This is a genomic window from Nitrospirillum guaranorum, from assembly GCF_034653275.1.
Taxonomy (GTDB): domain Bacteria; phylum Pseudomonadota; class Alphaproteobacteria; order Azospirillales; family Azospirillaceae; genus Nitrospirillum.
Genome location: NZ_JAYEES010000003.1, coordinates 1,176,824 through 1,201,302, shown reverse-complemented (window position 1 = coordinate 1,201,302; position 24,479 = coordinate 1,176,824). Strand labels below are relative to the sequence as shown.

The following is a 24,479-nucleotide window of genomic DNA, read 5'->3' as shown; positions in this document are numbered from 1 at the left end:
AAAACGGCGCGTCTGCCCGTATAACGCCCTGATGCGTCACCGCCGGCCGGTCCAAGGCCGGCGGTCTCCCCGTCATTTGGACCCGTCATGCCCCTCAAGATCGAAACCTTCAGCAACGTCACTGGCGGCAGCAGCTATTTCAAGGCCATTGGCCACCCGCTGGCGGCGGAGCCGGCCAAGGCGCTGTTGGCCGATCTGCGGGCGGCGGGGCGGGTCGCGATCTACGACCCGCTGAACATGCTGGAGCCGTTCGACGAGATCCATCACCTCACCGGCCCCGGGGGATCGGTCGACGTGGCGGCGGTCTACGCCCAGAACGTGGACAAGATCGGCCAGCCGCTGCTGGGCCGGCCAGCCCAGCCGGTGACCGCCCTGGCCGATACCGCCGTGGACGCCGTGTTCGTGGCGGCCTTCGACGCCGACCGCCTGGTGGCCCATATCCGGCACCTGATCCCCGCCGGCGCCAAGGTCTATTCCCTGGACCCGCTGAAGCTGCCGGCCGACCTGCTGACTGACCGCCGCACCTATCTGGCGCCCCTGAACTTCGCCACCAACTACGCCTTCTTCCGCGATGGCGCCGGCCATCACACCCGGGTGGTCACGGCCAACTACTGGTCCAGCTACGGCGCCGCCGAGCCCTACCTGTGGCTCTGCCTGTTCGGGGAGGATGGCCAGGTGCTGGCGCGCTGGACGCAGGAACTGCCGGGCGCCGACGGCACCGTGGTCATCGACAGCGCGGCCGTGCGCAAGGAATTCGACCTGCCGGAGTTCACCGGGCAGCTGTTCATCCATGTGGTGGGCGCCGCCGGGCACGACGTGGTGAAGTACGCGCTGGACACCTATGGCGACGCCGCCGACACCCTGTCCTGCACCCATGACGCCAACGCCTGGCCGTCGGACTTCTACGCCGGCCTGCCCGCCCCGCGCGCGGATGAGCGCGTGATCCTGTGGGTGCAGAACAGCCACCCCTGCCCCATTCCCGCCGGCGCCGTGGCGCTGAACCTGATGGGCCACGACACGGCCGTGGCCCTGGACCGGGAGGTGCCCCCCTACGCCACCTACGCCCTGGACCTGGCCAGCCTGCTGCCCGACGCCCGCTGGCCGCAGCAGGTGGAAATCCGCGCCGGCAAGCACTTCGTCCGTCCGCGCTATGAGGTCATCCGCACCGATGCCGCCGGCGGGACGCGCCACCGCATCGCCCACCCGAACGTGGAGCGCGTGGACCTGAAGCCGGACCCCAAGCTGGCCACCCTGACCAACCTGATGGGCAAGGGCTTCATCCTGCCCGCCCCCATCTTCCCCGCCGGCCGCTTCCGCACCATCGCCCTGCCCACGCCCATGGGCACCACGCAAAACCACCTGCCGCTGACCGCCATCGTCTATGACGCCGACGGGACGGAAATGGCGCGCCGCGACCTGGGCCGTCTGCCCCGGAACCATGAGACGGTGTTCGAGGCGGCCGACATCCTGGACGGCAAGAGCCTGCCCTCTGGCTATGGTCACCTGGAGCTGATCTACGACTTCGCCGCCGGTGAGAACGACGCCGACGGCTGGCTGCACGCCCTGTTCCGCTATGAGGACGGCGTCAGCGGCCATGCCGCCGAAACCAGCTTCGGCGCCCATATCTTCAACACGGTGCTGACGTACAAAAACGAGCCGCAGTCCTATTCCGGCCGGGCGCCGGGCCTGTCCACCCGTCTATTCCTGCGCACCGGCATGGCGGCCGACGTGGACACGCTGTGCCACCTGATCTACCCGGCCAGCACCCCCTGGAACGCCCGCTCCAACACCGCCCTGATCCTGATGACCAAGGACGGGGAGGAGATCGCCCGCCGCACGGTCACCATCGCCTGCTCCGGCAGCTTCCACTTCCGCGTGGGCCAGACCTTCACCAGCGGTGAGATCAAACAGGCTGGCCGCGACGCCTACGTCCTGATCCGCGACACCACCTGCCGCCTGTTCGGCTATCACGGCCTGATCCGCGACGGCGCCCAGGGCGCCTTCGCGCTGGACCACATGTTCGGGTTTTAAGGGCCGGCGACCGAGTGGCATGCCCCCTGGCCAAATCCAATGCGCTTTCAAAGCGCATTGGATTGCCGGTTACCTTCCCCTTGTGATACAAACGGTGATCATGGTGAGGAAGGACGGCCATGCCCCGAGCAAGCGTTGACGACAACGGTCGGTTCTCGATGGATATTCCACCGCTGGAGAAGGCGCGCCTCGTCCGGGCGGCCACGCTGGAGCACACCACCCTCAAGGATTTCCTGCTCCGCAATTCGCTGCGCGCGGCGGACTTGGTGATCGAACGCGCGGAACGGATCGCGCTGTCGGAGCGTGATACCCGGAAGATACTGGACCTTCTGGACAATCCGCGTGAGCCCAACCCGCATATGGTGGCCATCCTAAAGGACCGGCAGGCCACGTGATCGCGCTTCCTGCGTGGCGCGAAGAGGCCATCGACAAGAAGCACGACCGCAAGGGCTTTGACTGCGGACAGGCGGACCTCAATCTCTTCATCGCCCAATATGCTCGCCAATCGCATGAGAGCGGAGCGGCGAAGACCTATTGCGCGATTGAGGCGGCCGACGGAAAGACCATTCTCGGCTTCTACACCATCAGCCCGGGCCAAGTGGATTTGCATCAGGTCCCCCTTGCCGCAAGGCCGGGCGGCGGGGGCCGTCATGCGCTGGGCGGCTTCCGGCTGGCGCGCTTGGCCGTGGCCAAGACCCATCAGGGCCGCAGCCTGGGCGGCCACCTGCTGGCATGTGCGATGGAACGCTGCATGCGTGTTTCGGCCCAGGTGGGCGGCACCGCCCTGCTGATTGACGCCAAGGACGCAGCGGCAGCCGCGTGGTATGCCCGTTATGGCGCCCTGCCGCTCGACGACCGGCCGCTTTCCCTCGTCATGTCCTACGCGGAATATAATAAAGCCCGCGTCGCCGCCGGACTGCCCCCTTTGTAGGAGAGGCGCGGGGCCGCCTGGTTCTCGGGACCGGCAAGCCTACGCCCCTTACTGGGCGCTGGTGTTTTCCTCTTTTACTGCGCGCTCGCGCTCTGCCTGGGCAGGCTGCCCACCGCCTCCAGCACCTGGGCCTCGGTCAGGATCTGCGGCCAGACGTCCGGCTCGGCCTGGCCGGGACGGTAGAACAGGTACAGGGGCACGCCGCTGCGGCCATGGGCCTGCAGCACGCGGGTGATCCCGGCGTCCCGGTTGGTCCAGTCGCCCTTCAACAGGGCCACGTTGTGGCTCTTCAGCGCTTGGTGCACCGTGTCGCTGGACAGGGCCACGCGCTCGTTCACCAGGCAGGTGATGCACCAGGCGGCGGTGAAGTCCACCAGCACCGGGCGGTTGTCGGCGCGCAGCTTGTCCAAGGTGGCGGGGGAAAAGGCCTCGAACCCGTCGGTCATGGCCACAGCCTTGCCGGCCGCCGCCGGGGCGGCGGCACCACCGGCCTGCGGCACCACGGCCGCTACCGCCAGCACCAGGGCCGCCAGGGCCGCCAGGGCGCCCCCGCGCCGGCCCCAACCCTCGGCATAATGCGTGACGCCATAGAGCCAGGCGGCGAAGCCCACCAGCACCAGGCCGACCAGGATGCCGGTCATGCCGGGCGCCCCCACCTGCACCGCGAACACCCAGACCAGCCAGGCGGCGGAACCGTACAAGGGGAAGGCCAGCACCTGCTTCAGGCGCTCCATCCAGGCCCCCGGCTTGGGCAAGTGGCGCAGCAGCCAGGGGCTGCAGGCCAGCGCCAGGAAGGGCAAGGCCATGCCGAAGCCCAGGGCCAGGAAGACGGCCAGCGCCACATACCAGGGCTGGACCAGGGCGTAGCCCACGGCCGCCCCCATGAAGGGCGCGGTGCACGGCGTGGCGACGACGGAGGCCAGCACGCCGGTGAAGAAGGAGGCGGCGTAACCATCGCCCTGGGTCAGCCCCTGGCCGGCGCCCATGAACTGGTCGCCCACGGTGAAGACGCCGGACATGCTGAGGCCCAGCAGCAGCATGACGTAAGCCAGGACGGCCACCACCAGGGGCGACTGCAACTGGAAGCCCCAGCCGATCTCCTGCCCGCCGGCGCGCAGGGCCATCAGCACGATGGCGATGGCGGCGAAGCAGGCCAGCACGCCGGCGGTGTAGACCAGGCCGTGCAGGCGGGCATGGGCGCCCTGATGGCGCACCAGGGCCATGGCCTTCATAGACAGCACGGGGAAGACACAGGGCATCAGGTTCAGGACCATGCCCCCCAGGCAGGCGAACAGCACCGCCTGCCACAGGGGCAGGACGGGCGCGTTGCCGGTGTCCGCCGCAGCCCCCCCGCCGGCTGGCGCGGCCCCCACGCCATCGGCGGGGATGGCGATGGCCAGCGCCTGGGTGGTGGGCTGGCCGTTCACCAGTTCCGTCACCTCCAGGATGCCGTTCACCGGGCCGGGCGTGGCGCGACCGGTGGGCTTCAGGGTCAGGGTCAGGCCGTCCTTGGTGACCGCCAGCTGCTGCGGCGCGCCGGCCTCCACCAGGTCGGGGTTCTCGGCGAAGAAATAGGCGTCCTTGACCTGGTCCGCGGTCAGGCCGGGTGCGGCCAGGCGCAGGGTGACGGCGGTCTTGGTGCTGCTGACGCTGGCGGCGTAAGGGCTGGGCACCGGCAGAGCCGCACGCGCCTCCGCGAACAGGGGTGCCGCGGCCGGGTCAGGGGTGGCGCTGGCGGCGACCGGCACGTCCAGGGTCAGGGTGGCATCCTCGGGCACGCAGACGTCGGCGCAGATCAGCCAGTTGGCGGCGGCGGTCAGGGTGACGGTACCACCCGGCTTGGCGTCGGCCGGCACATCCAGGCGGGCCAGGACGTGGGTGGCCTTTTCATAACCGTAGTTGACCAGCGGGCCGGTGGTGAAACGATGGGGGGCCGGGAAGTTCAGCGGGCCGGCCCTCCAGCCCGCCGGCAGGGTCCAGTTGACCTCCGTCGGCAGGCCCGAGTCGCCGGGATTGATCCAATAGGTGTGCCAGCCGTCCTGCAGCTTCTGGTCCAGCGCCACCCACAGCGGCCGGCCGGGAACGGCGGGGCCCTCGGCCACCAGCTGGCTGACGGTGTGCTCGGTCTGCACCGGGGCGGACCATGCGGGAGAGGCCGCCAAGCCGGCGAGCGCCACCAGACCCACCGCCCATTTCCTGAAACCGCCCATAACCGCCGCCGCCGTTCCGTAGTTCATCCGCAAACCCATCCCCCTCATGTAGTGCATGAGGGCGGCCGCCGCCATGGGGGAATGGCCGCACCCCAAGCCCGCCAGCCCCCGCACCTTGGCAGGACCGCAGGCCCCTTTCTGTGACGTCTGACGTTGAGCCCGGGGCCGCTTGCCGGTATCGTCCCGCGTCTGAGTGAAACATCACGCCTGCCCCACCATATCTAGAGGGCGGCGAGGGCCCAGCCCCCAATCGAGGGGGTCCCCTCCCCTGCCAGGAACAGTTCCCATGACGACCCATCGCACCAAGGTCCTGATCATCGGTGGCGGCCCCGCCGGCTACACCGCCGGCATCTACGCCGCCCGCGCCAACCTCCAGCCCATCCTGGTCCAGGGCATGCAGCCGGGCGGCCAGCTGATGATCACCACGGAGGTGGAGAACTACCCGGGCTTCGCCCAGGCGGTGCAGGGCCCCGACCTGATGGAGCAGATGCGCCAGCAGGCCGAGCATGTGGGCACCACCCTGGTCTACGACGTCATCACCTCCGTCGACTTCAGCCAGCGCCCCTTCGTCTGCAAGGCCGACAGCGGCGACGAATTCGTGGCCGACACCGTCATCATCGCCACCGGCGCCCAGGCGCGCTGGCTGGGTGTGGCCGGTGAGCAGGAATTCCAGGGCGCCGGCGTCTCGGCCTGCGCCACCTGCGACGGCTTCTTCTTCCGTGGCAAGGAAGTGGCGGTCATCGGCGGCGGCAACACCGCGCTGGAGGAGGCGCTGTACCTGACGCACCACGCGTCCAAGGTCACCCTGATCCACCGCCGCGACGCCTTCCGGGGTGAGAAGATCCTGCACGACCGCGTCTTCGCCAACCCGAAGATCGAGGTGCTGTGGAACCACAAGGTGGACCGGGTGCTGGGCAAGGGCGGGGCGGCCGACGGCGGCTTCGACCTCAACAACCCCAAGCAAGTCACCGGCCTGGCGCTCAGCAACACGCTGACCGGCGGGGGGCGTGAGCTGCCGCTGGACGGCGTGTTCGTCGCCATCGGCCACGACCCCGCCACGGCCATCTTCAAGGGCCATGTCGAGATGGATGACGAGGGCTACGTCATCACCGCCCCGGACAGCACCCGCACCAACGTGCCGGGCGTGTTCGCCGCCGGCGACGTGAAGGACAAGATCTTCCGCCAGGCCGTCACCGCCGCCGGGATGGGCTGCATGGCGGCACTGGAGGCCGAGCGCTTCCTGGGCGGCCACTGAGCCCCCCGCAAGATCCCCGAGTCATCGAAGCGGGCACCGCCGTCCTGGTACGGTGGTGCCCTTCTTTGTACTAATTCGCGGTATCCATTCGCGAATTCGCCAGCCGGGCGTTGCCAAAACGGCACGATGCGGTGCTAAAATGCCTTATCAGTCTATGGCCTAACCGTGTGGACACCCACAATCGGTAGCGTCTTGGACAAGCTGGGTATATATTCTTTGCATGGCGGCCCGCTTGAGGCCGTCATTTCCGACGGTCCCGCTCTCCGGGATCGCAACGTCTTTGACGCATAAGGACCGGGAATGGACTGGGACAAGCTTCGCGTTTTCCACGCGGTGGCGGAGGCCGGCAGCTTCACGCATGCTGGCGAGACCCTGAACCTCAGCCAATCGGCCGTCAGCCGGCAGATCAGCGCGCTGGAGGAAAGCCTCCACGTGCCGCTGTTTCATCGCCACGCCCGCGGCCTGATCCTCACCGAACAGGGCGAGCTGCTGTACCGCACCGCCCGCGAGGTGTTCGCCAAGCTGTCCATGACAGAGGCGATGCTCTCGGAAAGCAAGGAGCACCCGAAGGGCCCGCTCAAGGTGACGACCACCGTCGCCTTCGGTTCCACGTGGCTGACCCCGCGCATCCGGGAATTCCTGTCGATCTACCCCGACGTGCAGCTGACCCTGCTGCTGGACGATAACGAGCTGGATCTCTCCATGCGTGAGGCGGACATCGCCATCCGCATGGTGCCGCCGCGCCAGCCCGACCTGATCCAGCGCCACCTGATGACGGTGCGCACCCACCTCTACGGTCACCGCACCTATCTGGAGAAGCGCGGCACGCCGGAAACGGTGGAGGATCTGCAGAAGCACGACCTCATCGCCTATCCGTCCGACGCCAAGGCGCCGGTGCCCAACATCAACTGGCTGCTGGCCCTGGGCGACCCGCCCGGCGGCGAGCGCGACACCATCTTCCGCGTCAACAGCCTGTACGCCCTGTACAAGGCGGTGGAGAGCGGCCTGGGCATCGCGGCCATCCCCGACTACATCATTTCCGAAAGCAACCCCGACCTGGTCCGCATCCTGCCGGACGTGACGGGCCCGCGCATCGACGCCTACTTCGTCTATGCCGAGGAATTGCGCCATTCCAAGCGCATCGCGGTGTTCCGCGACTTCCTGGTGAAGAAGGTCGCCGAAACATTCCCCGCGACGCATGCGCCTACCGCATAGCTGAGACGGCTAATCACCCCTTTAAACGGGGCATCAAAAGATTAAATATTGGCCATCGGATGTTGCGACGCAGCATCCGATGTTTCCTCCAGGATGCCCGTCCTGGAGTGGGCCTTCGGGCCCAACGTCTCCCAGACGTGAAGCCTCCCTGTTCAACTCGCCGGTAAGTCTTCGACTTACCGGCAGTTTTTTTACTTGGTGGTTGCGAAGTACCCCGTCGGGGTTACTCCCAGGACAACTGCGATGCGCAGGCCTGGGCCCTCTGGTTTTTATCTGCCTGATCCATTCCAGCCGTCGCGCATTCCATGCCGGGATGAGGACGGGCCTTTGCCGTTTTGCGTCCCGTCCGGGCTCAAATGTTATAGCCCCATCGACTTGCGACGCTCATGTAGAACGTAAGGATGGGAGACGAGAGTGACTGGACCTGCCACCTGGGGCGCGACATCGGTCGCCCGCTTCCCTTTACAAATACAGAATTCAACTCTGCGCCTTCTGCACGACTATTGGGACATCCTGCGCGGCGACCGCGCCTTTCCCAGCGCTTCCGAGGTCGAGGTGGTGGATCTGCCGGTTTCGCCCGGCGGCATCATGCTGGTGGACGTGGCGCCCAACCAGATGGCCTTCACCCTGCACTGGGTCGGCACCGACTACGTTCTGTGGCTGCGCCGTGAGTCCACCGGCCTGCAACTGGAAGACCTGCCCCCCTCCCCCAACACCGTGCCCTTCGCCCAGATGCTGCGCCGATCCGCCGACAACGGCCTTCCCCAGACCCGCAGCCTGCCGGCCATCCCCTCCATGACCATTCCCGCCGCCGAGCTGGTGGTGCTGCCCCTGGGCGGATCGCCCCACAGCGGCATGGACGGCAAGGTGGCCCGCCTGCTGGTCGGCTGCGCCTTCGACCGCAAGCGCCGGGGCCTGCAGGTCATCGGCTGATTTTTGCGCCGCAGCTGGTAGCGCTACCTCAATATTCCGTTTTACCGTCCGAAGAATTCCTTCAGGCGCATCACCGCGCTGTCCAGGATGGCGTCCTGCTTGCTGAAGCAGAAGCGGATGAGGTGCGTGGGCGCCCCTTCCTCGTAGAAGGCGCTGACCGGGATGGCGGCCACGCCGGCATCCGTCGTCAGGCGCCGGCAGAAGTCCGCGTCGTCCTCGCCCGGGCGCAGGCCGCGCGCGCCGGTGATGTCGGCCACCACGAAATACGTTCCTTCCGAGGGCAGAACCGGCAGGCCGGCGGAGACCAGGCCCGCCGACAGCCGGTCGCGCTTGGCCTCCAACGCCGCCGCCAACAGGCCGAAATAGGCGTCGTCCTTGGCCAGGCCATAGGCCACGGCCGCCTGAAGGTTGGGTGGGGTGCTGAAGGTCAGGTACTGGTGCGCCTTGGCCACCGGCTGCAACAGGTCCGGGGCCGCCGTGACGTAGCCCACCTTCCAGCCCGTCAGGGAGAAGGTCTTGCCGGCGGAACCGATGCGCAACGTGCGCCCGCGCATGCCGGGCAGCGCCATCAGCGGCACGTGGCGGCGGCCGTCGAACACCAGATGCTCATAGACCTCGTCGCACACCGCCAGGCAGTCGTGGGCGATGATCTGGTCCGCCAGCAGTTGCAACTCCTCGGCCGACCAGACCTTGGCCGCCGGGTTCAGGGGGTTGTTCAGCACCACCAGCTTGGTGCGCGGGCTGAAGGCGGCGGCCAGTTCGTCCGGGTCCACGGTCCAGCCCGGCGGCCGCAGGCGCACGAAACGGGGGATGCCGCCCGCCCGACGGATGATGGGGACGTAGCTGTCGTAGAGCGGCTGGAACAGCACCACCTCGTCGCCCGGCTCGATCAAGCCGAACAGGCAGGCGGCCAGCGCCTCCGTCGCGCCGGAGGTCACCATCACCTCCCGCTCCCAATCCACATCCAGCCCATAAAAACGGGCCGCATGGGTCGCCACGGCCTGGCGCAGGGCCGGCAGGCCCATCATGGGCGGGTACTGGTTGTTGCCCTCCAGCAGCGCGCGGGCGGCAACCTGCAGCACATCCTCCGCCCCCCGGTCGTCGGGGAAGCCCTGGCCCAGGTTGATGGCGTTGTGCGCGCCCGCCAGCCGCGACATGGCCTCGAAGATGGTCGTCCCGTATCCCGACAGGATGGCGTTGCCCGATCGCACCCAGTATCTCCCCAACCTTTTCAGCCTTGCGCGGCCGCGCCTATGGTCCTGGGCAAACAGGCAATGGTCAAGGCGCTGAAAAGCAAGGGCCGAAGCGATGGTCACGCTCCGGCCCGGCTGGGAAAATGCAGGAGATGGTTCAGGCGTTGCCAGCGGGAGCCTGCAACGCCAGGGCACGGGCGCTGTCGTTGGCGGCGACGTCGTTGGCGGCGGCCAGCACCTTGGCGGGCACGCGCACCGGGGCGCCCTGGGCGGCGCGGTGGCGGTGGCGCCAGGCGTCGAAACGGCCGAACAGCGGGCGCACCAGCCGGGGGGCGTGGTCGCGGGCGCGCACATAATGGCGGCGGGCCGAGACCGAGCTGCGCAGCACCATCAGGCCGCCCACCGCCAGCAGCGGCGTCGAGACGGGGCCGGGTATGGGCAGAGACAGCACGCCCAGGCCCATGACCAGCCAGCCGGACGCCTGCAGCGCCGGGCGGCGCAGGCGGGCGATCTCAACCCTGGGCAAGCTGGCAACGGTCAACATGGGGGTGGTCCCGGCGGAAAGTCGCGGCATCCGATCGGCCGCGTGGTGAGTGATGCCGGGAGATTTGGCCGAAATTGAGATGGAAGCTAGGCCCCCCTGGGGCAATGCCGATTTGTGTGCGCTGCAACCCCATTGGGTAAGCCAATCGAGTGGCGAAAGAAAAAGGGCGGAATCCAAGGATTCCGCCCATTTCCCAGCCATATCCTGGGGCCGGGGTAACCGGCCCCAACCGTCGTCACGCCGCTGGCGGCGTCCAGCGCAGGACTGGCTTGCGCGCCGCGGCAGTTTCATCCAGGCGACGGCGGGGGGTGTAGCGGGGGGCCGCCAGGAAGTGGGCGGCGTCGCCCGCCTTGGCCTTGCCCGCCAGGTGCCGCATGGCGCCGATGAACTGGTCCAGCGTCGCCTTGGACTCGGTCTCCGTCGGCTCAATCAGGAAGGCGCCGTGCACGACCAGGGGGAAATACATGGTCATGGGATGGAAGCCTTCGTCGATCATCGCCTTGGCGAAGTCGAGGGTGGTGATGCCCGTGTCCTTCAGGAAGCGGTCGTCGAACAGCGCCTCATGCATGCAGTAGCCGTCGAACGGCACGCTCATCAGGTCCTGCAGCCGCGCCTTCACGTAATTGGCGTTCAGCACGGCATCGCTGGAGGCCTGGCGCAGGCCATCGGCGCCGTGGCTCATGATGTAAGCCAGGGCACGGACGAACATGCCCATCTGGCCATGGAAGGCCTTCAGGCGGCCGAAGGGCTGGGCGCCCTGCTCCACTTCGCCCTCATGCTCCACCAGGCGGAAGCCGTCGGCCCCATGCACCACGTAGGGCAGCGGGGCGTAGGGCGCCAATGCGTCCGACAGGACCACCGGGCCGGAACCCGGGCCGCCACCACCGTGCGGGGTGGAGAAGGTCTTGTGCAGGTTGATGTGCATGGCGTCCACGCCCAGGTCCGCCGGGCGCACCCGGCCGACGATGGCGTTGTAGTTGGCGCCGTCGCAGTAGAAATAGCCACCGGCGGCGTGCACCGCGTCCGCGATCTCCTTCACCTGGGGCTCGAACAGGCCGCAGGTGTTGGGGTTGGTCAGCATGATGCAGGCGACGTCGGGGCCCAGCTTGGCCTTCACCGCCTCGACACTGACGCGGCCGTTGGCCTCGGCCGGGATGGCGTCCACGGTGAAGCCGCAGAAGGCGGCGGTGGCCGGGTTGGTGCCGTGCGCCGACTCCGGCACCAGCACGCGGGTGCGGCTGGTCTCGCCCCGGGCCCGCAGCGCGGCGCGGATGGCCATCAGGCCGCACAGCTCGCCATGGGCGCCGGCGGCCGGGGACATGGCCACGGCCGGCATGCCGGTCAGGGTCTTCAGCCAATGGGCCAGCTGATCGATCAACTCCAGGGCGCCCTGGACGGTGGACTGCGGCTGCATCGGGTGGATGTCGCCGAAGCCCGGCAGGCGGGCCAGCTTCTCGTTCAGGCGCGGGTTGTGCTTCATGGTGCACGAGCCCAGCGGATACATCGTGCTGTCGATGCCGAAGTTCTTCTGGCTGAGCCGCGTGTAGTGGCGCACCACCGTCGGCTCCGACAGGCCGGGCAGGCCGATGCCCTCACGGGCCTTCAGGCCGCCCAGGCGGCTGGCGACGGCGGGCGCCGCCTCCAGATCCACGCCGGTGACGCCGGGGTTGTCCAGCTCGAAGATCAACGGCTCTTCATGCACCAGGGCACGGTTGCCGGTGTAGGTGCCCACGTCGGTGGCCGCCGCCGACTCGACGTCGGGCGTGGTCTTGCGTCCTTGGGTGTTCATCACTGCTTGCCTCCCAGGGCCTGAACGAGGGCGTCCATGTCGTCTTCGGTGGTCGTCTCCGTCACCGCCGCCAGCAGCAGGTCGGCGAGGTCCGCCTGGCCGGGGTGCAGGCGGGAAACAGGCACGCCGGCCAGCAGCGGTTCCGCCGCCAGCCTGTCCACCAGCGCGGCGGCGTCGCCCGTCACCTGGACGGTGAACTCGTTGAAGAAGCCCTGGTTCAGCACGGTCACGCCGGCCGCGGCCAGCTTGTCGGCCAACTGCGCCGCCTTGGCGTGGTTCAGCCGCGCCAGACCGGTGAAGCCCAGCTCGCCCAGCATCGACAGGTGCATGGTGAAGGCCAGCGCGCACAGGCCGGAGTTGGTGCAGATGTTGGACGTGGCCTTCTCGCGGCGGATGTGCTGCTCACGCGTGGACAGGGTCAGCACGAAGCCGCGCTTGCCGTCCGCGTCCACCGTCTCGCCGCACAGGCGACCGGGCATCTGGCGCACGAACTTGTCGCGGGTGGCGAATAGGCCCAGGTAAGGCCCGCCGAAGTTCAGGCCGTTGCCGATGCTCTGGCCCTCGGCCACCACGATGTCGGCCCCCATGGAGCCGGGCGACGGCATGAGCCCCAAGCTCACCACCTCGGTCACCACTACCACCAGCAGGGCGCCCTTGGCGTGGCAGGCTTCGGCCAAGGGGGTCAGGTCGGCGACATGGCCGAACAGGGTGGGGTTCTGCACGACGACGCAGGACGTCTTGTCGTCGATGGCCGCCGCCAGGTCCTCGATCCCCTTGGGATCGGCCGGCAGGGTCACCAGGTCCACGCCCAGCACGCCGGTGGTGGTGGCGGTGACGTCGCGGTAGTGCGGATGCAGGCCGCCGGACAGCACGGCGCGGTTGCGGCGCGTGACGCGGTTGGCCATCAGCACCGCCTCGGCGCAGGCCGTGGCGCCGTCGTACATGGAGGCGTTGGCCACATCCATGCCGGTGATCAGCGCCACCTGGGTCTGGAACTCGAACAGGTACTGCAGGGTGCCCTGCGTCACCTCGGGCTGATAGGGCGTGTAGCTGGTGAGGAACTCACCGCGCGTCAGCAGCTGGTCCACCGAGGCCGGCACATGGTGGCGGTAGGCGCCGGCGCCCAGGAAGCTGGGGCAGCTGCCCGCCGGCACGTTGCGGGCGGCCAGGCGCGACAGGGCGCGTTCCACCTGCAGCTCGCCCTGGTGCGGGGCCAGGCCGGCGATGGGCTGGTTCAGGTTGGCCGCGGCAGGAACGTCGCCGAACAGCGCGTCCACCGACGGGGCGCCGATGGCCGCCAGCATCTCCCGCCGGTCAGCCTCGGTCAGGGGCAGATACCGCATCAGTGCTGACCTTCCACGAAGGCGTCGTAGGCGGCCTGGTCCATCAGGCCGTCCAGCTGGGCCGGGTTGGCCAGCGTCATCTTGAAGAACCAGCCGGCGCCCTGCGGGTCGCTGTTGACCAGGGCCGGCTCATCGACCACGGCCTGGTTGCCCTCGACCACCGTGCCGTCCACCGGCGCGAACACCTCGCTGGCGGCCTTCACCGATTCCACCACGGCGGCGTCCTTGCCCTTGGTCAGGGCGCGGCCGGCCTCGGGCACCTCCACGAACACCACGTCGCCCAGCTGGCCCTGGGCGAAGGTGGTGATGCCGACGGTGGCGACGTCGCCGTCGACGCTGATCCACTCATGGTCTTCGGTGAAACGGATGGTCATGGTTCTGCTCCTCGGGGGAAAGGCGTTCATAAGCAAAGGCGGGCCCGGCACCGGCCGGGCCGCGCGATGGGGATCAGCCGCGGTAGTAGCGCTGCGGCACGAACGGCAGGCTGGCGACCTTGGCCGGCAGGGCCTTGCCGCGCACGATCAGCGACAGGGGCGTACCGACGGCGGCGCTGGCGGCGGTGACGTAGCCCATGGCGACGGGGGCGTTGGCGCTGGGGCCGAAGCCGCCGGAGGTGACCTCGCCCACCGTCTGGCCGCCGGCGTCCTGGATTTCGGTGTGTTCACGCGCGGGGGCCCGGCCTTCCGGCTGGATGCCGACGCGGTAGCGCGCGGCCCCCTCGGCCAGCTGGCGGCGGACGATGGCGTCGCCGGGATAGCCCCCCTCCTCCCGCCGGCGCTTGGAGATGGCCCAGGTCAGGCCGGCCTCCACGGGCGTGGTGGTGGTGTCGATGTCGTGGCCGTAGAGGCAGAGGCCGGCTTCCAGGCGCAGGCTGTCGCGGGCCCCCAGGCCAATGGCCGCCACCTCGGGCTCCGCCAGCAGCAGGCGGGCGACGTCCTCGGTGCGGTCGGCGTCGATGCCGATCTCATACCCGTCCTCACCGGTGTAGCCGGAGCGGGCGATGGTCACGGGGATGCCCTTCAGGCTGGCGCTCACCATGGACATGAAGGGCATGGTGGCGACCTCGGGCAGGAAGCGCGCCAGCACGGTGGCCGCCACGGGGCCCTGCAGGGCCAGCAGGCCCCGGTCGTCGCCCAGGTATTCAACCTCGACGCCTGGCATTCCCGCCGCCAGGTGCGCGATGTCCGGCACCTTGCAGGCGGCGTTCACCACCAGGAACAGGTGGTCGCCCCGGTTGGCGATCATCAGGTCGTCAAGGATGCCGCCCTGGTCGTTGGTGAAGAAGCTGTAGCGGATGCGCCCTTCCTTCAGGGCCTTCAGCTCGCCAGGCACCAGCTTTTCCAGGGCGTCGACCACGCCGTCGCCGCGCAGGATGACCTGGCCCATGTGCGACACGTCGAACAGGCCCGCCTGCTCCCGGGTGTGCAGATGTTCCTTCAGCACGCCCAGGGGGTACTGCACCGGCATGTCATAGCCGGCGAAGGGCACCATCTTGGCGCCCAGCTCGCGGTGCAGGGCGTTCAGGGGGGTAACGAGCAGGGGCGAATCGGTTTCACTGGACATAAGCGCTGGGACTCCCGGCGGACGAGTTCCTCCCGCGCGGACGGATTCCGTGCGGGCTCGCCCCCCTCTGTCCCGGACCCTGAGAGATTCACGGGGGGTGCCCCAATCCTGTCGCCAGGCAGGTCCCCGCTTACTCCGTCGGTGGGCTTCATGGCCTCGAACGCCGGAAGGCCACCCCAGGGGGTGGTTCAGGCGTTGCTATGAGGCCGGGCCGCTTTCCAGATGCGCTTCTTCCTCGCGGTCCTTTTGCCTGAGAGTTTCCGGGGGCGGTTGCTCCTTCGGCGCCGGTCCAAGCGGGTCGCCCACTGGGGGCCGGTCTCTCCCGCGAGATGTCATCAGCTTCGCGTGCGCACCCTAATCCAATGGGGCCCAAAAAGTAAAGGCGGGCCGCTGCCCCGCGACCCGCCTTTACCCTGGTGGTTCCCCGACCCTGGCGCCCCTGCCCGGCCGGTCGAACCTTGACACCAAACTTCGTGCGCTTACTTCCCGGCCGGAACCGGCGGGGCCGGCGGCTTGGAATTGAAGCGGATGTTGGCCTCCAGCTGCTCCGGAGACAGCTGGAAGCCCACCAGCACCTCGTAATAACGGCCGTCGACTTCCGGGTTCAGCGGGATGAACTGGGTCAGCCGCTCCACCGAACCGCCGCTGCCGGCGCTGACGTCCAGCGTGACGTTGTAGGTCTGCTTGGTCAGGATCTTGCGGTCGGCATCGGTGACGGCGACGAAATAGGTCAGCGGCAGCGGGCCGCCGGTGTAGGCCGGACCGGTGCTGGCGCCCACGCGCAGATTCTCGGTCATGGTGACGCCCTTCTCGCTATACTCGCAGCGGCCCTCGATGTTGGGCATCACCGCGGTGTAGCTCAGCTGGCCGTTGGCGCCGGGCACGCCCACCGACGAGGCGTCGCGCACGATGGCCACGGTCGGGCAGCCGGGGCGGTAACCGACATTCTTGTTGGCGCATGCCGCCAGCGACAGCATGAGAGGCATCCCCAAAAGCAGGGCCAGGCGGCTGCGGGTGCCTTTCCTGGTGGGCGAACCTATATTAGTGTCCGTGTGGATGTTCATTGAAGCGGGGCTCGTCTGGAGTTGGACGCCGGCCGGCGTCGGGGCCCCGCGACAATAGAGAAGCAGCCATACCGGCACAAGACATCGACTGCGCCGTCCCTATATTGAAGGGCGACGAGATTTAACGTAACGGCGCTGGCGATCCACGGACGCGCCGTTTTATGATCCGCCGCCATGATCGGCCCCGTACCCGGGGCTTACCGGAACCGAGTAGACCCAATCACCATGACCAAGCCGACGCTCAACATCCTCCTGGCCTCCCCGCGTGGTTTCTGCGCCGGTGTGGACCGCGCCATCCAGATCGTGGAGGTGGCGTTGCAGCGGTATGGCGCGCCGGTCTATGTGCGGCACGAGATCGTGCACAACCGTTTCGTCGTGCAGGGCCTGGAGGCCAAGGGCGCCATCTTCGTGGAGGAACTGGACGAGGTGCCGGACGGCCGCCCCGTCGTGTTCTCCGCCCATGGCGTGCCCAAGTCCGTCCCGGCGGAGGCCGAGAACCGCCACATGCTGTACCTCGACGCCACCTGCCCGCTGGTGTCCAAGGTGCACCGGGAGGCGGAGCGCCACTTCGCCGATGGCCGCCAGATCATCCTGATCGGTCACGCCGGCCATCCGGAGGTGGTGGGCACCATGGGCCAGCTGCCGGCCGGCGCCGTGCTGCTGGTGGAGTCGGAAGAGGACGTGCGCACCGTCCAGGTGGACGACCCGCTGAACCTGGCCTTCGTCACCCAGACCACCCTGTCGGTGGACGACACGGTGCAGATCGTGGCCGCGCTGAAGGCCCGCTTCCCCGCCATCGCCGGCCCGCGCAAGGAAGACATCTGCTACGCCACCACCAACCGCCAGACGGCGGTGAAGGCCATCGCCGAGAAGGCTGACGCCATCCTGGTGCTGGGCGCGCCCAACAGCTCCAACTCCATGCGCCTGGTCGAAGTGGCGGCCAAGCACGGCTGCACCAATTCCATGCTGGTGCAGCGCGCCACCCAGATCGACTGGTCCCTGATGGACAATGTGAAGACCCTGGGCATCACCGCCGGGGCCTCGGCCCCCGACATCCTGGTGCAGGAGGTCATCGAGGCCTGCCGCGAGCGTTACGACGTCCAAATCGAGGAAGTCGTGACGGCGGTGGAGAACATCACCTTCAAGCTGCCGCGCGGCTTGGCGGCGGAGTAACCCGGGGCCCCTCAACCCCGGCTTCCCATGGCCCTGGCTTCCCATGGCGACACGCGCCCATATCCTGTTCGACACCGCCATCGGCGCTTGCGCGCTGGTGTGGGGACCTGACGGGATTGTGGGCGCGCAACTGCCGGAAGACGATGCGGGGCGCGCCGAGGCCAGGCTGGCGCGGCGTTTCCCCGGCGCCCTGGCGGCGGCGGAGCATGACCTGCCGCCCGTGATCACCGAAGCCCGGGCCCGCATCCGCGCCCTGATGGCGGGGGCGGCGGTGGACATCGCCGACATCCCGCTGGACCTGTCCGGTCTCGATGCCTTCGCCGTCAGGGTCTACGCCGTCACCCGCGCCATTCCACGCGGGGAGACGCTGACCTACGGCACGGTCGCCGGCCGTATCGGCGCATCGAAAGAGGCGGCGCGGGCGGTGGGCCAGGCGCTGGGCAACAACCCCATTCCCATCCTGATCCCCTGCCACCGCGTGCTGGCGGCGCGCGGCGGCACGGGCGGCTTTTCCGCCCGGGGCGGCATCGACACCAAGTTCCGCATCCTGGCCATCGAGCAGGCCAGGACAGAGAACGAACCGCCCGGCCTGTTCGACCAGCTGCCCTTGGCCATCAAGCCCAGAAATTGATTCCACCCTCAAACGGCGGGCGGGCGCATCCGCGCCCTTGCCTTCCTCGCTTTCCAGTCCGCTCCGCTCCCCGGAAAGCTCCGGGACCGGCGGTCGCCGGCCAGGACTTACGCCCGAAATGGAACCGGCCCCCGCCGCGTTCCGGGTATCCCTGGCCTGTTGGGCCCGGGTTTCCGAAGCGGCGGGGGCCGGTCGGGACGGTCCCCCGCGAACCGTCCGATAGCGTCACTGGGCCGATGGGCTTACCAGTGGGCGCGGTAGAAGCTGCGGCTGACGTAGATGTCCTCGCGGTCGGCGTATTCGCTGTCCAGCACCAGCGCCAGGACGCCGTAGACCACCAGGGTGGCGCCGAAGAAACAGAACAGGCTCAGCACCGTCAGGACGCGGACGAAGGTGGCCGGCAGGCCGGTGTAGCGCGCCAGGCCGGCGCAGACGCCGAACAGGACGGCGCGGCTGGGGTCCTTGGCCAGGCGATGACGGCGCATGGTGGCGGAAATACGCTGAAAGCTCCTCATAATCCCCTCTCCCGTGTTCATAAGGCGCGCGGTGCGCCGGTGTTTGGTGTGGCCAAGCGCCGGCGGGCGCCGCGGTTCGTGTGGTCGTCTCAAACTCAGCCTTGCGGATTGGCGCGGCTGGCCACGCGGGCCTTCAGCGCCTCAAGCTCGGCGGTCACCTTGTCGTCGCCCAGGGCGTCGATCTCGGCGGCCAGGCCGCGCGGCTGGCGGCCCATCTCCATGACCTCGGCCTCGCTTTCCAGCAGGTCGATGTCGCGTTGCAGGGTGCCGTAGTGGGACAGCGCCTCTTCCAGGCGGTTGTCGTGGATCTGGCTGCGCAGGCGCAGGCGGGCGGTGGCGCTGCGATGCCGGGCCATCAGGCTGCCCTGGCGGGCCCGGGCGTCGGCCAGCTTGGCCTCCAGCCGCGCCACGTCGTCGGCGCCCTTGGCCAGGCTGTCGCTGATGGCTTGGATCTCGCGCCGGATGGGGTCGGCGGCGTCGGCCAGCCGGGCCTTGGCCACCAGGGCGCCCCGGGCCAGATCCTCGCGGCCCTTGGTCACCGCAAGTTCGGCCTTGCGGTCCCATTCCAGCAGTTCGAACTCGACATCGCGGTAGCGGGCCTCCAGCTCCTTGCGGCGGGCCATGGAGCGCACGGCTTCCGCCCGCACCTCCACCAGCGTGTCCTCCATCTCCTGGATGACCAGGCCGATCAGACGCTCCGGGTCTTCAGCCCGGTCCAGCATGGCGTTCAGGTTGGCATCGATGATGTCGCCGAGGCGGGAAAACAGTCCCATGGCAGGCGTCCTTGAGATGAGGCGGTGGCGGACGAAGGGGCCCCTAGGGGCGGCCCCCAAGGGCGGCACCCGGAGGGCGGTACTTAGGACAGGGCCTTAAAACACGCTGAGGATGGCGACCGACAGCAGGGCGGTCACGGCCAGCAGCGGCAGGTGCCGGATGGCGGCGGCCAGGCCCCGGGGGGTGTGGCCGGCATGGGCGGTAAAGGTCCGGGTGCTGGTCATGGTCAGGTCGGTCATTTCAATCTCCGTGAGCGAAGCTCGGTTGTCTCGGGGGCCGGTCGCCGGTGGCGGTGTCGGCCATGTCCCCTTAAAAGCAACCGCCGTGCCAGTTTCCGCATCAGGCAATAATGCCTTGTTTTTGCTAAATAAAATTTTTAACACCCTGCCACGGAGGACAATGCCGTGACGGTTTGCGCCACTAAATCGCCGAATTCGCCATTCGCGCCATCGGCTGGCCATCCTCTTTCCCGAAACTGCGGGCCCAGGCGCCCAACACCCGCCGGCGACCATTGACCCCGGCCGGAAATCCCGCTACCTCGCAAGGCATGGCCGTCTATACCGAAGTCACCGATGAGGAACTGCGCGCGTTCATCGCCGATTACGCGATCGGCGAGGTGATCTCGTGCAAGGGCATCGCCGAGGGGGTGGAGAACTCCAACTACCTGCTGGTGACGACGGACGGGCCCTACATCCTCACGCTTTATGAAAAGCGGGTGAATCCGGCCGACCTGCCCTTTTTCCTGGGACTGATGCGCCACCTGGCGGCGCGCGGCATCACCTGCCCGCAGCCGGTGCCTGGCCGTGACGGCGAGGCGCTGCGCGTGCTGGCCGGCCGGCCGGCGGTGATCGTCACCTTCCTCACCGGCATGTGGCCCCGGCGCATCCTGCCGGAGCATTGCGCCGCTCTGGGCACGGCCCTAGCCCAACTGCACCTGGCCGGCGCCGACTATCCCGTCCCCCGCTCCAACAGCCTGTCGCTGGACGGCTGGCGCGCCCTGGTGGCGGCGACGGCGGACGGCGCTGACGGCGTGAAGCCCGGCCTGAAGGCGGCCCTGGCGGAAGAGCTGGCCGCCCTGTCGGCCCTGTGGCCCGGGCGGGACGGGCGCCCCGGCCTGCCCCAAGGTATCATCCATGCCGACCTGTTCCCGGATAACGTCTTCTTCCGCGACGGCGCCCTGTCCGGCCTGATCGATTTCTATTTCGCCTGCGGCGACATGCTGGCCTACGACCTGGCCATCTGCCTGAACGCCTGGTGTTTCGAGCCCGACGGCGCCTTCAACGTCACCAAGTCGCGCCTGCTGCTGGCGAATTACGCCAAGGTGCGCCCGCTGACGGCGCCCGAGGTGGCGGCCCTGCCCCTGCTGGCCCGGGGCAGCGCCCTGCGCTTCCTGCTGACGCGGTTGTATGATTGGGTGAACACGCCCGCCGGCGCCCTGGTGAAACGCAAGGACCCGCTGGAGTACCTGCACAAGCTGCGCTTCCACCAGCAGGCCCGCAGCCTGGCGGATTACGGCCTGGCGCCGGAGGATTTGACGTGACCGATACACCCACTGCCGCCGCGAAACCGACCAGCCCGCGCGTGGAGATTTTCACCGACGGCGCCTGCAGCGGCAACCCCGGCCCCGGCGGCTGGGGCGCCATCCTGCGCTGGAACGGCACGGAGCGGGAGCTGAAGGGCGGGGAGCCCGACACCACCAACAACCGCATGGAACTGATGGCCGCCATCCAGGCGCTGGAGACGCTGAAGCGCCCGGTGAAGGTGGACCTGCACACCGACAGCCAGTACCTGCGCGACGGCATCACCAAGTGGATCCACGGCTGGCGGGCCAAAGGCTGGCTCACCGCCGACAAGAAACCGGTGAAGAACGTCGACCTGTGGCAGCGCCTGTCCGCCCAGGCCGACCGGCACGAGGTGGTGTTCCATTGGGTGCGCGGCCATGCCGGCCACCCCGAGAACGAACGCGCCGACCAGCTGGCGCGCGAGGGCCTGGCGGAAGCGCGCGGCAGATAGTTCAGGTCCCTCGGACGCCGGGCCCGCATTCCGTGGCCTCGGTCAATCGTCATATTTCAGTTCGCTGACGCCCCCCGGAATGCTCCGGCGTGGCGGTATGCGGTAAACTGAGGGTGTGCCGCGAAAAGGCCCGCGCCAGTCAGGGAACCGGCGCGGGCCTTTCGGCGTTATCGTGCTGGTTTTACAGGTTCTTCAGCACCGCCTCGGCGCTGGACACCTCGAAGGCGCCCGGCTTTTCCACGTCCACGCGGGTGACGACGCCGTCGTCGATGACCAGGGCGAAACGCTGGCTGCGGTGGCCCAGGTTGTAGGCGGTGCCGTCCATGGTGAGGCCCAGTTCACGGGTCAGCGTGCCGTTGCCGTCGGGCAGCATGAACACGGTGTCGCCCACGTCGTTGGCCTTGGCCCAGGCCTGCATCACGAAGGGGTCGTTGACCGCCATGCAGATGATGGCGTCGACGCCCTTGGCCTTCAGCGCCCCGGCGTTCTGGATGAAGCCCGGCAGGTGCTTGGCGGAGCAGGTGGGGGTGAAGGCGCCGGGCACGGCGAAGAGGACGACCTTCTTGCCCTTCAACAGGGCGTCGGTGGTGGTTTCCTGCATGCCGGCTTCAGTCAGGTGCTTGACCGAGACGCTGGGGAAGGTATCGCCAACCTGGATGGTCATGGACTGGAACTCCCGTTGATGTTTGGCCTGGGACGTCTGGCCTGGAGCGTAAAATGCCGGAGGCGCTGGAATGGTTCAGGCCCTGTGGTTCTATGTCCCACGGGGCCACATGGGCAAGGGAAACGGGCATCCACCCCTTGTCAGCCGGCGCCGGCGCGCAATATGACCTGAATAGGCACGGTTCCCTCCCCCACGGGGGCGACGGAACGATATGGCCATGCTACGCTGAACGCATGGACAGGCAGTATGACAGCGCCGGCCACAGGGGCCGGCCCCCGGTGGTCGCGTCTGGCGAAGAACCGGGTGACAAGGGAAGGCGCCGCCCATGAAGGACACCACCATCCGACGTTTCCTGACCGGGCAACTGCTGGTCGCCATGCCCTCCATGCCGGATGAACGTTTTGCCCGCACCGTCATTTACGTCTGCGCCCATACCGACGACGGCGCCATGGGCCTGGTGATCAACCGCCTATTCGACGGCATCGACGCCGGCGGCCTGCTGGAGCAGCTGGGCATCGATGGTGGTGACCCGGACGACCGCCTGCGCGTGCATTTCGGCGGGCCCGTTGAACCGGGCCGGGGCTTCGTGCTGCACAGCACCGACTACCAGCGCGAAGGGACGCTGCGGGTGGAGGATGAGGTGGCGCTGACCGCCACGGTCGACATCCTGCGCGCCATCACGGAAGGGCGCGGCCCCCGCAAGTGCCTGCTGGCCTTGGGTTACGCCGGCTGGGCGGCCGGGCAGTTGGACCAGGAGATGCAGGCCAACGGCTGGCTGCACGTGCCGGCCGACGCCACCCTGCTGTTCGACGACGACATGGACACCAAGTGGGAACGGGCCATCGCCAAGCTGGGCGTCAGCCTGCCCATGCTGTCGGCCGAGGTGGGGCACGCCTGACGGCCTTCCCCGCACGCCTCTCCCCGCATGCCTTGCCGCCGCCATCTTCACCGCCCAGGATGGCGGGCATGACGTTCATCGCCCCTCCCCGTTCCGTTCGCGCCGCCACCCTGGCGCTGTCCGTACTGGCCATTCCGCTCTCCGTCCCCCTCCCCGGCCGGGCGGCTGAAACCCCGCAGCACCTGCGCCTGGGCTATGACGTGTACGTCGGCGGGCTGAAGATGGGCCGCATGACCCTGGAGACGGAGATCAGGGGCGAGGACTACCGCGTGACCGTTGCGGCGGAAGCCGGCGACATGCTGGCCCGTTTGATCAAGTGGTCCTACACCGCCGAGGCGGATGGACGCTTCGGCGGCGTCAACGGCGTCGCCCCGCGCCACTTCCATAGCCTGCGCACCCTGCGGGACAAAAGCTGGGACGCGACGCTGAGCTACGCGGCCCCCTATGGCACGCGCGACACGGCCGTGACCTTCACCCAGACACCACCGCCCTCGCCCGACGACGCCAACGCCGTACCGGCGGACCAGCGCCCCGGCACGGTCGACCTGCTGAGCGCCGCCGTCGCCATCAGCCGCCATGCCGAGGGCGGCGACTGCGCCAGCCGCCTGCCCGTCTATGACGGCCGCCGCCGCTATGACGTGCTGATGGAAAGCCGGCCCCACCGCCATATCGAAAGGTCGGACTACACGGTGTTCGACGGCGACACCATCGGCTGCCACGTCGCCATCCTGCCGGTGGCGGGCTTCCAGCCGGCGGCGCGGGGCAGCCAGAACTTCTGGACCGCGGCGCCGGACGGCAAGCCGCGCGGCTTCGACCTGTGGGTCGGCCGGCCGGTGCCCGGCGGGCCGGTGGTGCCGGTGCGGCTGGAAGCGGGGGAGCTGTTCTTCACCCATGTCATCGGCCATCTGGCCCAGGTCGATGTCCTACCGCCCTCGCCCTGAGTCAGGTCCGCCTGAGTCGCCCCTCTCCCCTTTCCCTTACCGTGAGAGGCCCCCCTTTTTGCCCCTGACCATCTGGTCAGGATAGGCCGCACGGGCGCCCCATCGGCCGCTGGGGCGCGCCCGGGCGAATTTTGGTCTTAGACGACTGAAAACGTTTACGGCTTGGCAACCGTTCAGGGATTATATGAAACAAGGACGCGGGTGTATGATTGTAGGAGATCGGCCCCGCCTCCGCGGTTGCCTTCCCCCCTTTGGACATCCCCCTTCGCGACAAGGTTCCGCCCCCCTGTCCCACGCCGCCCCCCTTCTCGTTCCGGATCAGCCAGCCATGGGCTGCGAGGCCACCGAACGCCAGTACGCCGCCATTCCCGTCCGGGTGCAGGATGGGCAGCTGCAGGTGATGCTGATCACCTCGCGGGAGACGCGGCGCTGGGTGGTGCCCAAGGGCTGGCCGGAGAAGAAGCTGAACGCGCGGGGCGTGGCCGCCAACGAGGCGTTCGAAGAGGCGGGCCTGATCGGCACCATTCACAAGAAGCCGCTCGGCACCTTCCACTATTACAAGGTCATGCCCACGGGCAAGCGCCTGCCCTGCGCCGTGGACGCCTACCTGTTCGAGGTGGAGCGTGAGCTGGAGGACTGGCCGGAAAAAGGCCAGCGCGAACGCCGCTGGGTCAGCCCATCCCAGGCCGCCCTGATGGTGGCCGAGGGCGGATTGGTCGGCATTCTGCTGTCGCTGGCCAGCATGGCGGTGGACGAGGACGGCTGAGGTCCGGCCCACCCGAGTCCCGGGCGCCGGTCT

25 protein-coding genes and 1 riboswitch are annotated in these 24,479 nt (G+C 68.5%); of the genes, 13 read left to right on the top strand and 12 right to left on the bottom strand.

Features of this window, described 5'->3' with window-relative positions; all coding sequences use genetic code 11:
* Positions 1-87 precede the first annotated feature (87 nt).
* From UAJ10_RS14400 to UAJ10_RS14390, 3 genes are all read left to right on the top strand, one after another.
* Complete coding sequence (locus UAJ10_RS14400; RefSeq protein WP_322915983.1) at positions 88-2,031, top strand: hypothetical protein; 1,944 nt, start codon at positions 88-90, stop codon at positions 2,029-2,031.
* 119 nt (positions 2,032-2,150) lie between these two features.
* The gene (locus tag UAJ10_RS14395) at positions 2,151-2,426 is read left to right on the top strand and encodes a type II toxin-antitoxin system TacA family antitoxin (RefSeq protein ID WP_145749942.1); all 276 of its coding nucleotides are present in this window, start codon (positions 2,151-2,153) and stop codon (positions 2,424-2,426) included.
* A complete protein-coding gene (locus UAJ10_RS14390; RefSeq protein ID WP_322915982.1) occupies positions 2,423-2,962 on the top strand; it encodes a GNAT family N-acetyltransferase in 540 nt (179 codons plus the stop codon). Before UAJ10_RS14395 ends, UAJ10_RS14390 begins: the two co-directional genes overlap by 4 nt.
* Before the next feature lie 74 nt (positions 2,963-3,036).
* Here the strand turns inward: UAJ10_RS14390 and UAJ10_RS14385 are convergent, their stop codons facing one another.
* Positions 3,037-5,199 carry a thioredoxin family protein gene (locus UAJ10_RS14385; RefSeq protein ID WP_322915981.1) on the bottom strand — a complete coding sequence of 721 codons (2,163 nt, stop codon included), beginning with the start codon at positions 5,197-5,199 and terminating at the stop codon, positions 3,037-3,039.
* A gap of 259 nt (positions 5,200-5,458) precedes the next feature.
* Here UAJ10_RS14385 and trxB point away from each other — a divergent pair, with 259 nt between their 5' ends.
* The 3 genes from trxB (at position 5,459) to UAJ10_RS14370 (ending at position 8,575) form a co-directional block, all read left to right on the top strand.
* A complete protein-coding gene (gene trxB, locus UAJ10_RS14380; RefSeq protein WP_322915980.1) occupies positions 5,459-6,427 on the top strand; it encodes a thioredoxin-disulfide reductase in 969 nt (322 codons plus the stop codon).
* Positions 6,428-6,727: 300 nt separating this feature from the next.
* Complete coding sequence (locus UAJ10_RS14375) at positions 6,728-7,642, top strand: LysR family transcriptional regulator (protein WP_088871934.1); 915 nt, start codon at positions 6,728-6,730, stop codon at positions 7,640-7,642.
* A 414-nt stretch (positions 7,643-8,056) separates the two neighbouring features.
* Positions 8,057-8,575, top strand: a complete 519-nt coding sequence (locus tag UAJ10_RS14370; RefSeq protein ID WP_322915979.1) for a PAS domain-containing protein — start codon at positions 8,057-8,059, stop codon at positions 8,573-8,575.
* A 41-nt stretch (positions 8,576-8,616) separates the two neighbouring features.
* Here the strand turns inward: UAJ10_RS14370 and UAJ10_RS14365 are convergent, their stop codons facing one another.
* From UAJ10_RS14365 to UAJ10_RS14335, 7 genes are all read right to left on the bottom strand, one after another.
* On the bottom strand, positions 8,617-9,786 hold the full coding sequence (locus tag UAJ10_RS14365) for an aminotransferase (protein WP_322915978.1): 1,170 nt from the start codon (positions 9,784-9,786) through the stop codon (positions 8,617-8,619).
* Between the two features lie 139 nt (positions 9,787-9,925).
* Positions 9,926-10,312, bottom strand: coding sequence for a hypothetical protein (locus tag UAJ10_RS14360; RefSeq protein ID WP_322915977.1), 387 nt, complete (start codon positions 10,310-10,312; stop codon positions 9,926-9,928).
* Positions 10,313-10,547: 235 nt separating this feature from the next.
* The gene (gene gcvPB, locus UAJ10_RS14355; RefSeq protein ID WP_322915976.1) at positions 10,548-12,101 is read right to left on the bottom strand and encodes an aminomethyl-transferring glycine dehydrogenase subunit GcvPB; all 1,554 of its coding nucleotides are present in this window, start codon (positions 12,099-12,101) and stop codon (positions 10,548-10,550) included.
* Positions 12,101-13,444 carry an aminomethyl-transferring glycine dehydrogenase subunit GcvPA gene (gene gcvPA / locus UAJ10_RS14350; RefSeq protein ID WP_322915975.1) on the bottom strand — a complete coding sequence of 448 codons (1,344 nt, stop codon included), beginning with the start codon at positions 13,442-13,444 and terminating at the stop codon, positions 12,101-12,103. The genes gcvPB and gcvPA overlap by 1 nt, the downstream gene beginning before the upstream one ends.
* Positions 13,444-13,818 carry a glycine cleavage system protein GcvH gene (gene gcvH, locus UAJ10_RS14345; RefSeq protein ID WP_322915974.1) on the bottom strand — a complete coding sequence of 125 codons (375 nt, stop codon included), beginning with the start codon at positions 13,816-13,818 and terminating at the stop codon, positions 13,444-13,446. Before gcvH ends, gcvPA begins: the two co-directional genes overlap by 1 nt.
* Positions 13,819-13,891: 73 nt before the next feature.
* The gene (gcvT, locus tag UAJ10_RS14340; RefSeq protein WP_322915973.1) at positions 13,892-15,007 is read right to left on the bottom strand and encodes a glycine cleavage system aminomethyltransferase GcvT; all 1,116 of its coding nucleotides are present in this window, start codon (positions 15,005-15,007) and stop codon (positions 13,892-13,894) included.
* 228 nt (positions 15,008-15,235) lie between these two features.
* Positions 15,236-15,342, bottom strand: a riboswitch (glycine riboswitch).
* 144 nt (positions 15,343-15,486) lie between these two features.
* Positions 15,487-15,984 (bottom strand): hypothetical protein, encoded by a 498-nt coding sequence (locus tag UAJ10_RS14335; RefSeq protein WP_322915972.1) that lies wholly within the window; start codon positions 15,982-15,984, stop codon positions 15,487-15,489.
* A gap of 312 nt (positions 15,985-16,296) precedes the next feature.
* Between UAJ10_RS14335 and ispH the strand changes: the two genes are divergently transcribed.
* Positions 16,297-17,244 carry a 4-hydroxy-3-methylbut-2-enyl diphosphate reductase gene (gene ispH / locus UAJ10_RS14330; RefSeq protein WP_322915971.1) on the top strand — a complete coding sequence of 316 codons (948 nt, stop codon included), beginning with the start codon at positions 16,297-16,299 and terminating at the stop codon, positions 17,242-17,244.
* Positions 17,245-17,287: 43 nt separating this feature from the next.
* A complete protein-coding gene (locus UAJ10_RS14325) occupies positions 17,288-17,875 on the top strand; it encodes a methylated-DNA--[protein]-cysteine S-methyltransferase (protein WP_322915970.1) in 588 nt (195 codons plus the stop codon).
* A 242-nt stretch (positions 17,876-18,117) separates the two neighbouring features.
* Here UAJ10_RS14325 and UAJ10_RS14320 read toward each other — a convergent pair whose 3' ends face one another.
* From UAJ10_RS14320 to UAJ10_RS14310, 3 genes are all read right to left on the bottom strand, one after another.
* Positions 18,118-18,390: a PspC domain-containing protein gene (locus UAJ10_RS14320; protein WP_322915969.1), complete on the bottom strand. Its 273-nt coding sequence runs from the start codon at positions 18,388-18,390 to the stop codon at positions 18,118-18,120.
* 95 nt (positions 18,391-18,485) lie between these two features.
* Positions 18,486-19,163, bottom strand: a complete 678-nt coding sequence (locus tag UAJ10_RS14315) for a PspA/IM30 family protein (protein ID WP_145611356.1) — start codon at positions 19,161-19,163, stop codon at positions 18,486-18,488.
* A 96-nt stretch (positions 19,164-19,259) separates the two neighbouring features.
* Positions 19,260-19,403 carry a hypothetical protein gene (locus tag UAJ10_RS14310; RefSeq protein ID WP_322915968.1) on the bottom strand — a complete coding sequence of 48 codons (144 nt, stop codon included), beginning with the start codon at positions 19,401-19,403 and terminating at the stop codon, positions 19,260-19,262.
* Between the two features lie 308 nt (positions 19,404-19,711).
* On the opposite strand from UAJ10_RS14310, the gene UAJ10_RS14305 reads away from it, so the two are divergent.
* Together UAJ10_RS14305 and rnhA are read left to right on the top strand one after the other, a co-directional pair.
* Positions 19,712-20,704, top strand: coding sequence for a homoserine kinase (locus UAJ10_RS14305; RefSeq protein ID WP_322915967.1), 993 nt, complete (start codon positions 19,712-19,714; stop codon positions 20,702-20,704).
* The gene (gene rnhA, locus UAJ10_RS14300) at positions 20,701-21,177 is read left to right on the top strand and encodes a ribonuclease HI (RefSeq protein ID WP_322915966.1); all 477 of its coding nucleotides are present in this window, start codon (positions 20,701-20,703) and stop codon (positions 21,175-21,177) included. The genes UAJ10_RS14305 and rnhA overlap by 4 nt, the downstream gene beginning before the upstream one ends.
* 181 nt (positions 21,178-21,358) lie before the next feature.
* Here rnhA and UAJ10_RS14295 read toward each other — a convergent pair whose 3' ends face one another.
* Positions 21,359-21,841 (bottom strand): peroxiredoxin, encoded by a 483-nt coding sequence (locus UAJ10_RS14295; RefSeq protein WP_322915965.1) that lies wholly within the window; start codon positions 21,839-21,841, stop codon positions 21,359-21,361.
* A 325-nt stretch (positions 21,842-22,166) separates the two neighbouring features.
* On the opposite strand from UAJ10_RS14295, the gene UAJ10_RS14290 reads away from it, so the two are divergent.
* The 3 genes from UAJ10_RS14290 (at position 22,167) to UAJ10_RS14280 (ending at position 24,446) form a co-directional block, all read left to right on the top strand.
* Positions 22,167-22,739, top strand: coding sequence for a YqgE/AlgH family protein (locus UAJ10_RS14290; RefSeq protein ID WP_322915964.1), 573 nt, complete (start codon positions 22,167-22,169; stop codon positions 22,737-22,739).
* A 68-nt stretch (positions 22,740-22,807) separates the two neighbouring features.
* A complete protein-coding gene (locus UAJ10_RS14285; RefSeq protein WP_322915963.1) occupies positions 22,808-23,680 on the top strand; it encodes a DUF3108 domain-containing protein in 873 nt (290 codons plus the stop codon).
* Between the two features lie 328 nt (positions 23,681-24,008).
* Entirely contained in the window at positions 24,009-24,446 is a 438-nt protein-coding gene (locus UAJ10_RS14280) for an NUDIX hydrolase (RefSeq protein WP_322915962.1), read from the top strand.
* The last annotated feature ends 33 nt before the right edge of the window (positions 24,447-24,479 follow it).

Bases quoted from the DNA above. Each gene is read 5' to 3' on its own strand.
- UAJ10_RS14400 (WP_322915983.1), top strand. From the start codon at position 88: ATGCCCCTCAAGATCGAAACCTTCAGCAACGTCACTGGCGGCAGCAGC.
- UAJ10_RS14395 (WP_145749942.1), top strand. From the start codon at position 2,151: ATGCCCCGAGCAAGCGTTGACGACAACGGTCGGTTCTCGATGGATATT.
- UAJ10_RS14385 (WP_322915981.1), bottom strand. From the start codon at position 5,199: ATGAACTACGGAACGGCGGCGGCGGTTATGGGCGGTTTCAGGAAATGG.
- trxB (WP_322915980.1), top strand. From the start codon at position 5,459: ATGACGACCCATCGCACCAAGGTCCTGATCATCGGTGGCGGCCCCGCC.
- UAJ10_RS14375 (WP_088871934.1), top strand. From the start codon at position 6,728: ATGGACTGGGACAAGCTTCGCGTTTTCCACGCGGTGGCGGAGGCCGGC.
- UAJ10_RS14360 (WP_322915977.1), bottom strand. From the start codon at position 10,312: ATGTTGACCGTTGCCAGCTTGCCCAGGGTTGAGATCGCCCGCCTGCGC.
- gcvPB (WP_322915976.1), bottom strand. From the start codon at position 12,101: ATGAACACCCAAGGACGCAAGACCACGCCCGACGTCGAGTCGGCGGCG.
- gcvPA (WP_322915975.1), bottom strand. From the start codon at position 13,444: ATGCGGTATCTGCCCCTGACCGAGGCTGACCGGCGGGAGATGCTGGCG.
- gcvH (WP_322915974.1), bottom strand. From the start codon at position 13,818: ATGACCATCCGTTTCACCGAAGACCATGAGTGGATCAGCGTCGACGGC.
- gcvT (WP_322915973.1), bottom strand. From the start codon at position 15,007: ATGTCCAGTGAAACCGATTCGCCCCTGCTCGTTACCCCCCTGAACGCC.
- UAJ10_RS14335 (WP_322915972.1), bottom strand. From the start codon at position 15,984: ATGCTGTCGCTGGCGGCATGCGCCAACAAGAATGTCGGTTACCGCCCC.
- ispH (WP_322915971.1), top strand. From the start codon at position 16,297: ATGACCAAGCCGACGCTCAACATCCTCCTGGCCTCCCCGCGTGGTTTC.
- UAJ10_RS14325 (WP_322915970.1), top strand. From the start codon at position 17,288: ATGGCGACACGCGCCCATATCCTGTTCGACACCGCCATCGGCGCTTGC.
- UAJ10_RS14320 (WP_322915969.1), bottom strand. From the start codon at position 18,390: ATGAGGAGCTTTCAGCGTATTTCCGCCACCATGCGCCGTCATCGCCTG.
- UAJ10_RS14315 (WP_145611356.1), bottom strand. From the start codon at position 19,163: ATGGGACTGTTTTCCCGCCTCGGCGACATCATCGATGCCAACCTGAAC.
- UAJ10_RS14310 (WP_322915968.1), bottom strand. From the start codon at position 19,403: ATGACCGACCTGACCATGACCAGCACCCGGACCTTTACCGCCCATGCC.
- UAJ10_RS14305 (WP_322915967.1), top strand. From the start codon at position 19,712: ATGGCCGTCTATACCGAAGTCACCGATGAGGAACTGCGCGCGTTCATC.
- UAJ10_RS14295 (WP_322915965.1), bottom strand. From the start codon at position 21,841: ATGACCATCCAGGTTGGCGATACCTTCCCCAGCGTCTCGGTCAAGCAC.
- UAJ10_RS14290 (WP_322915964.1), top strand. From the start codon at position 22,167: ATGAAGGACACCACCATCCGACGTTTCCTGACCGGGCAACTGCTGGTC.
- UAJ10_RS14285 (WP_322915963.1), top strand. From the start codon at position 22,808: ATGACGTTCATCGCCCCTCCCCGTTCCGTTCGCGCCGCCACCCTGGCG.
- UAJ10_RS14280 (WP_322915962.1), top strand. From the start codon at position 24,009: ATGGGCTGCGAGGCCACCGAACGCCAGTACGCCGCCATTCCCGTCCGG.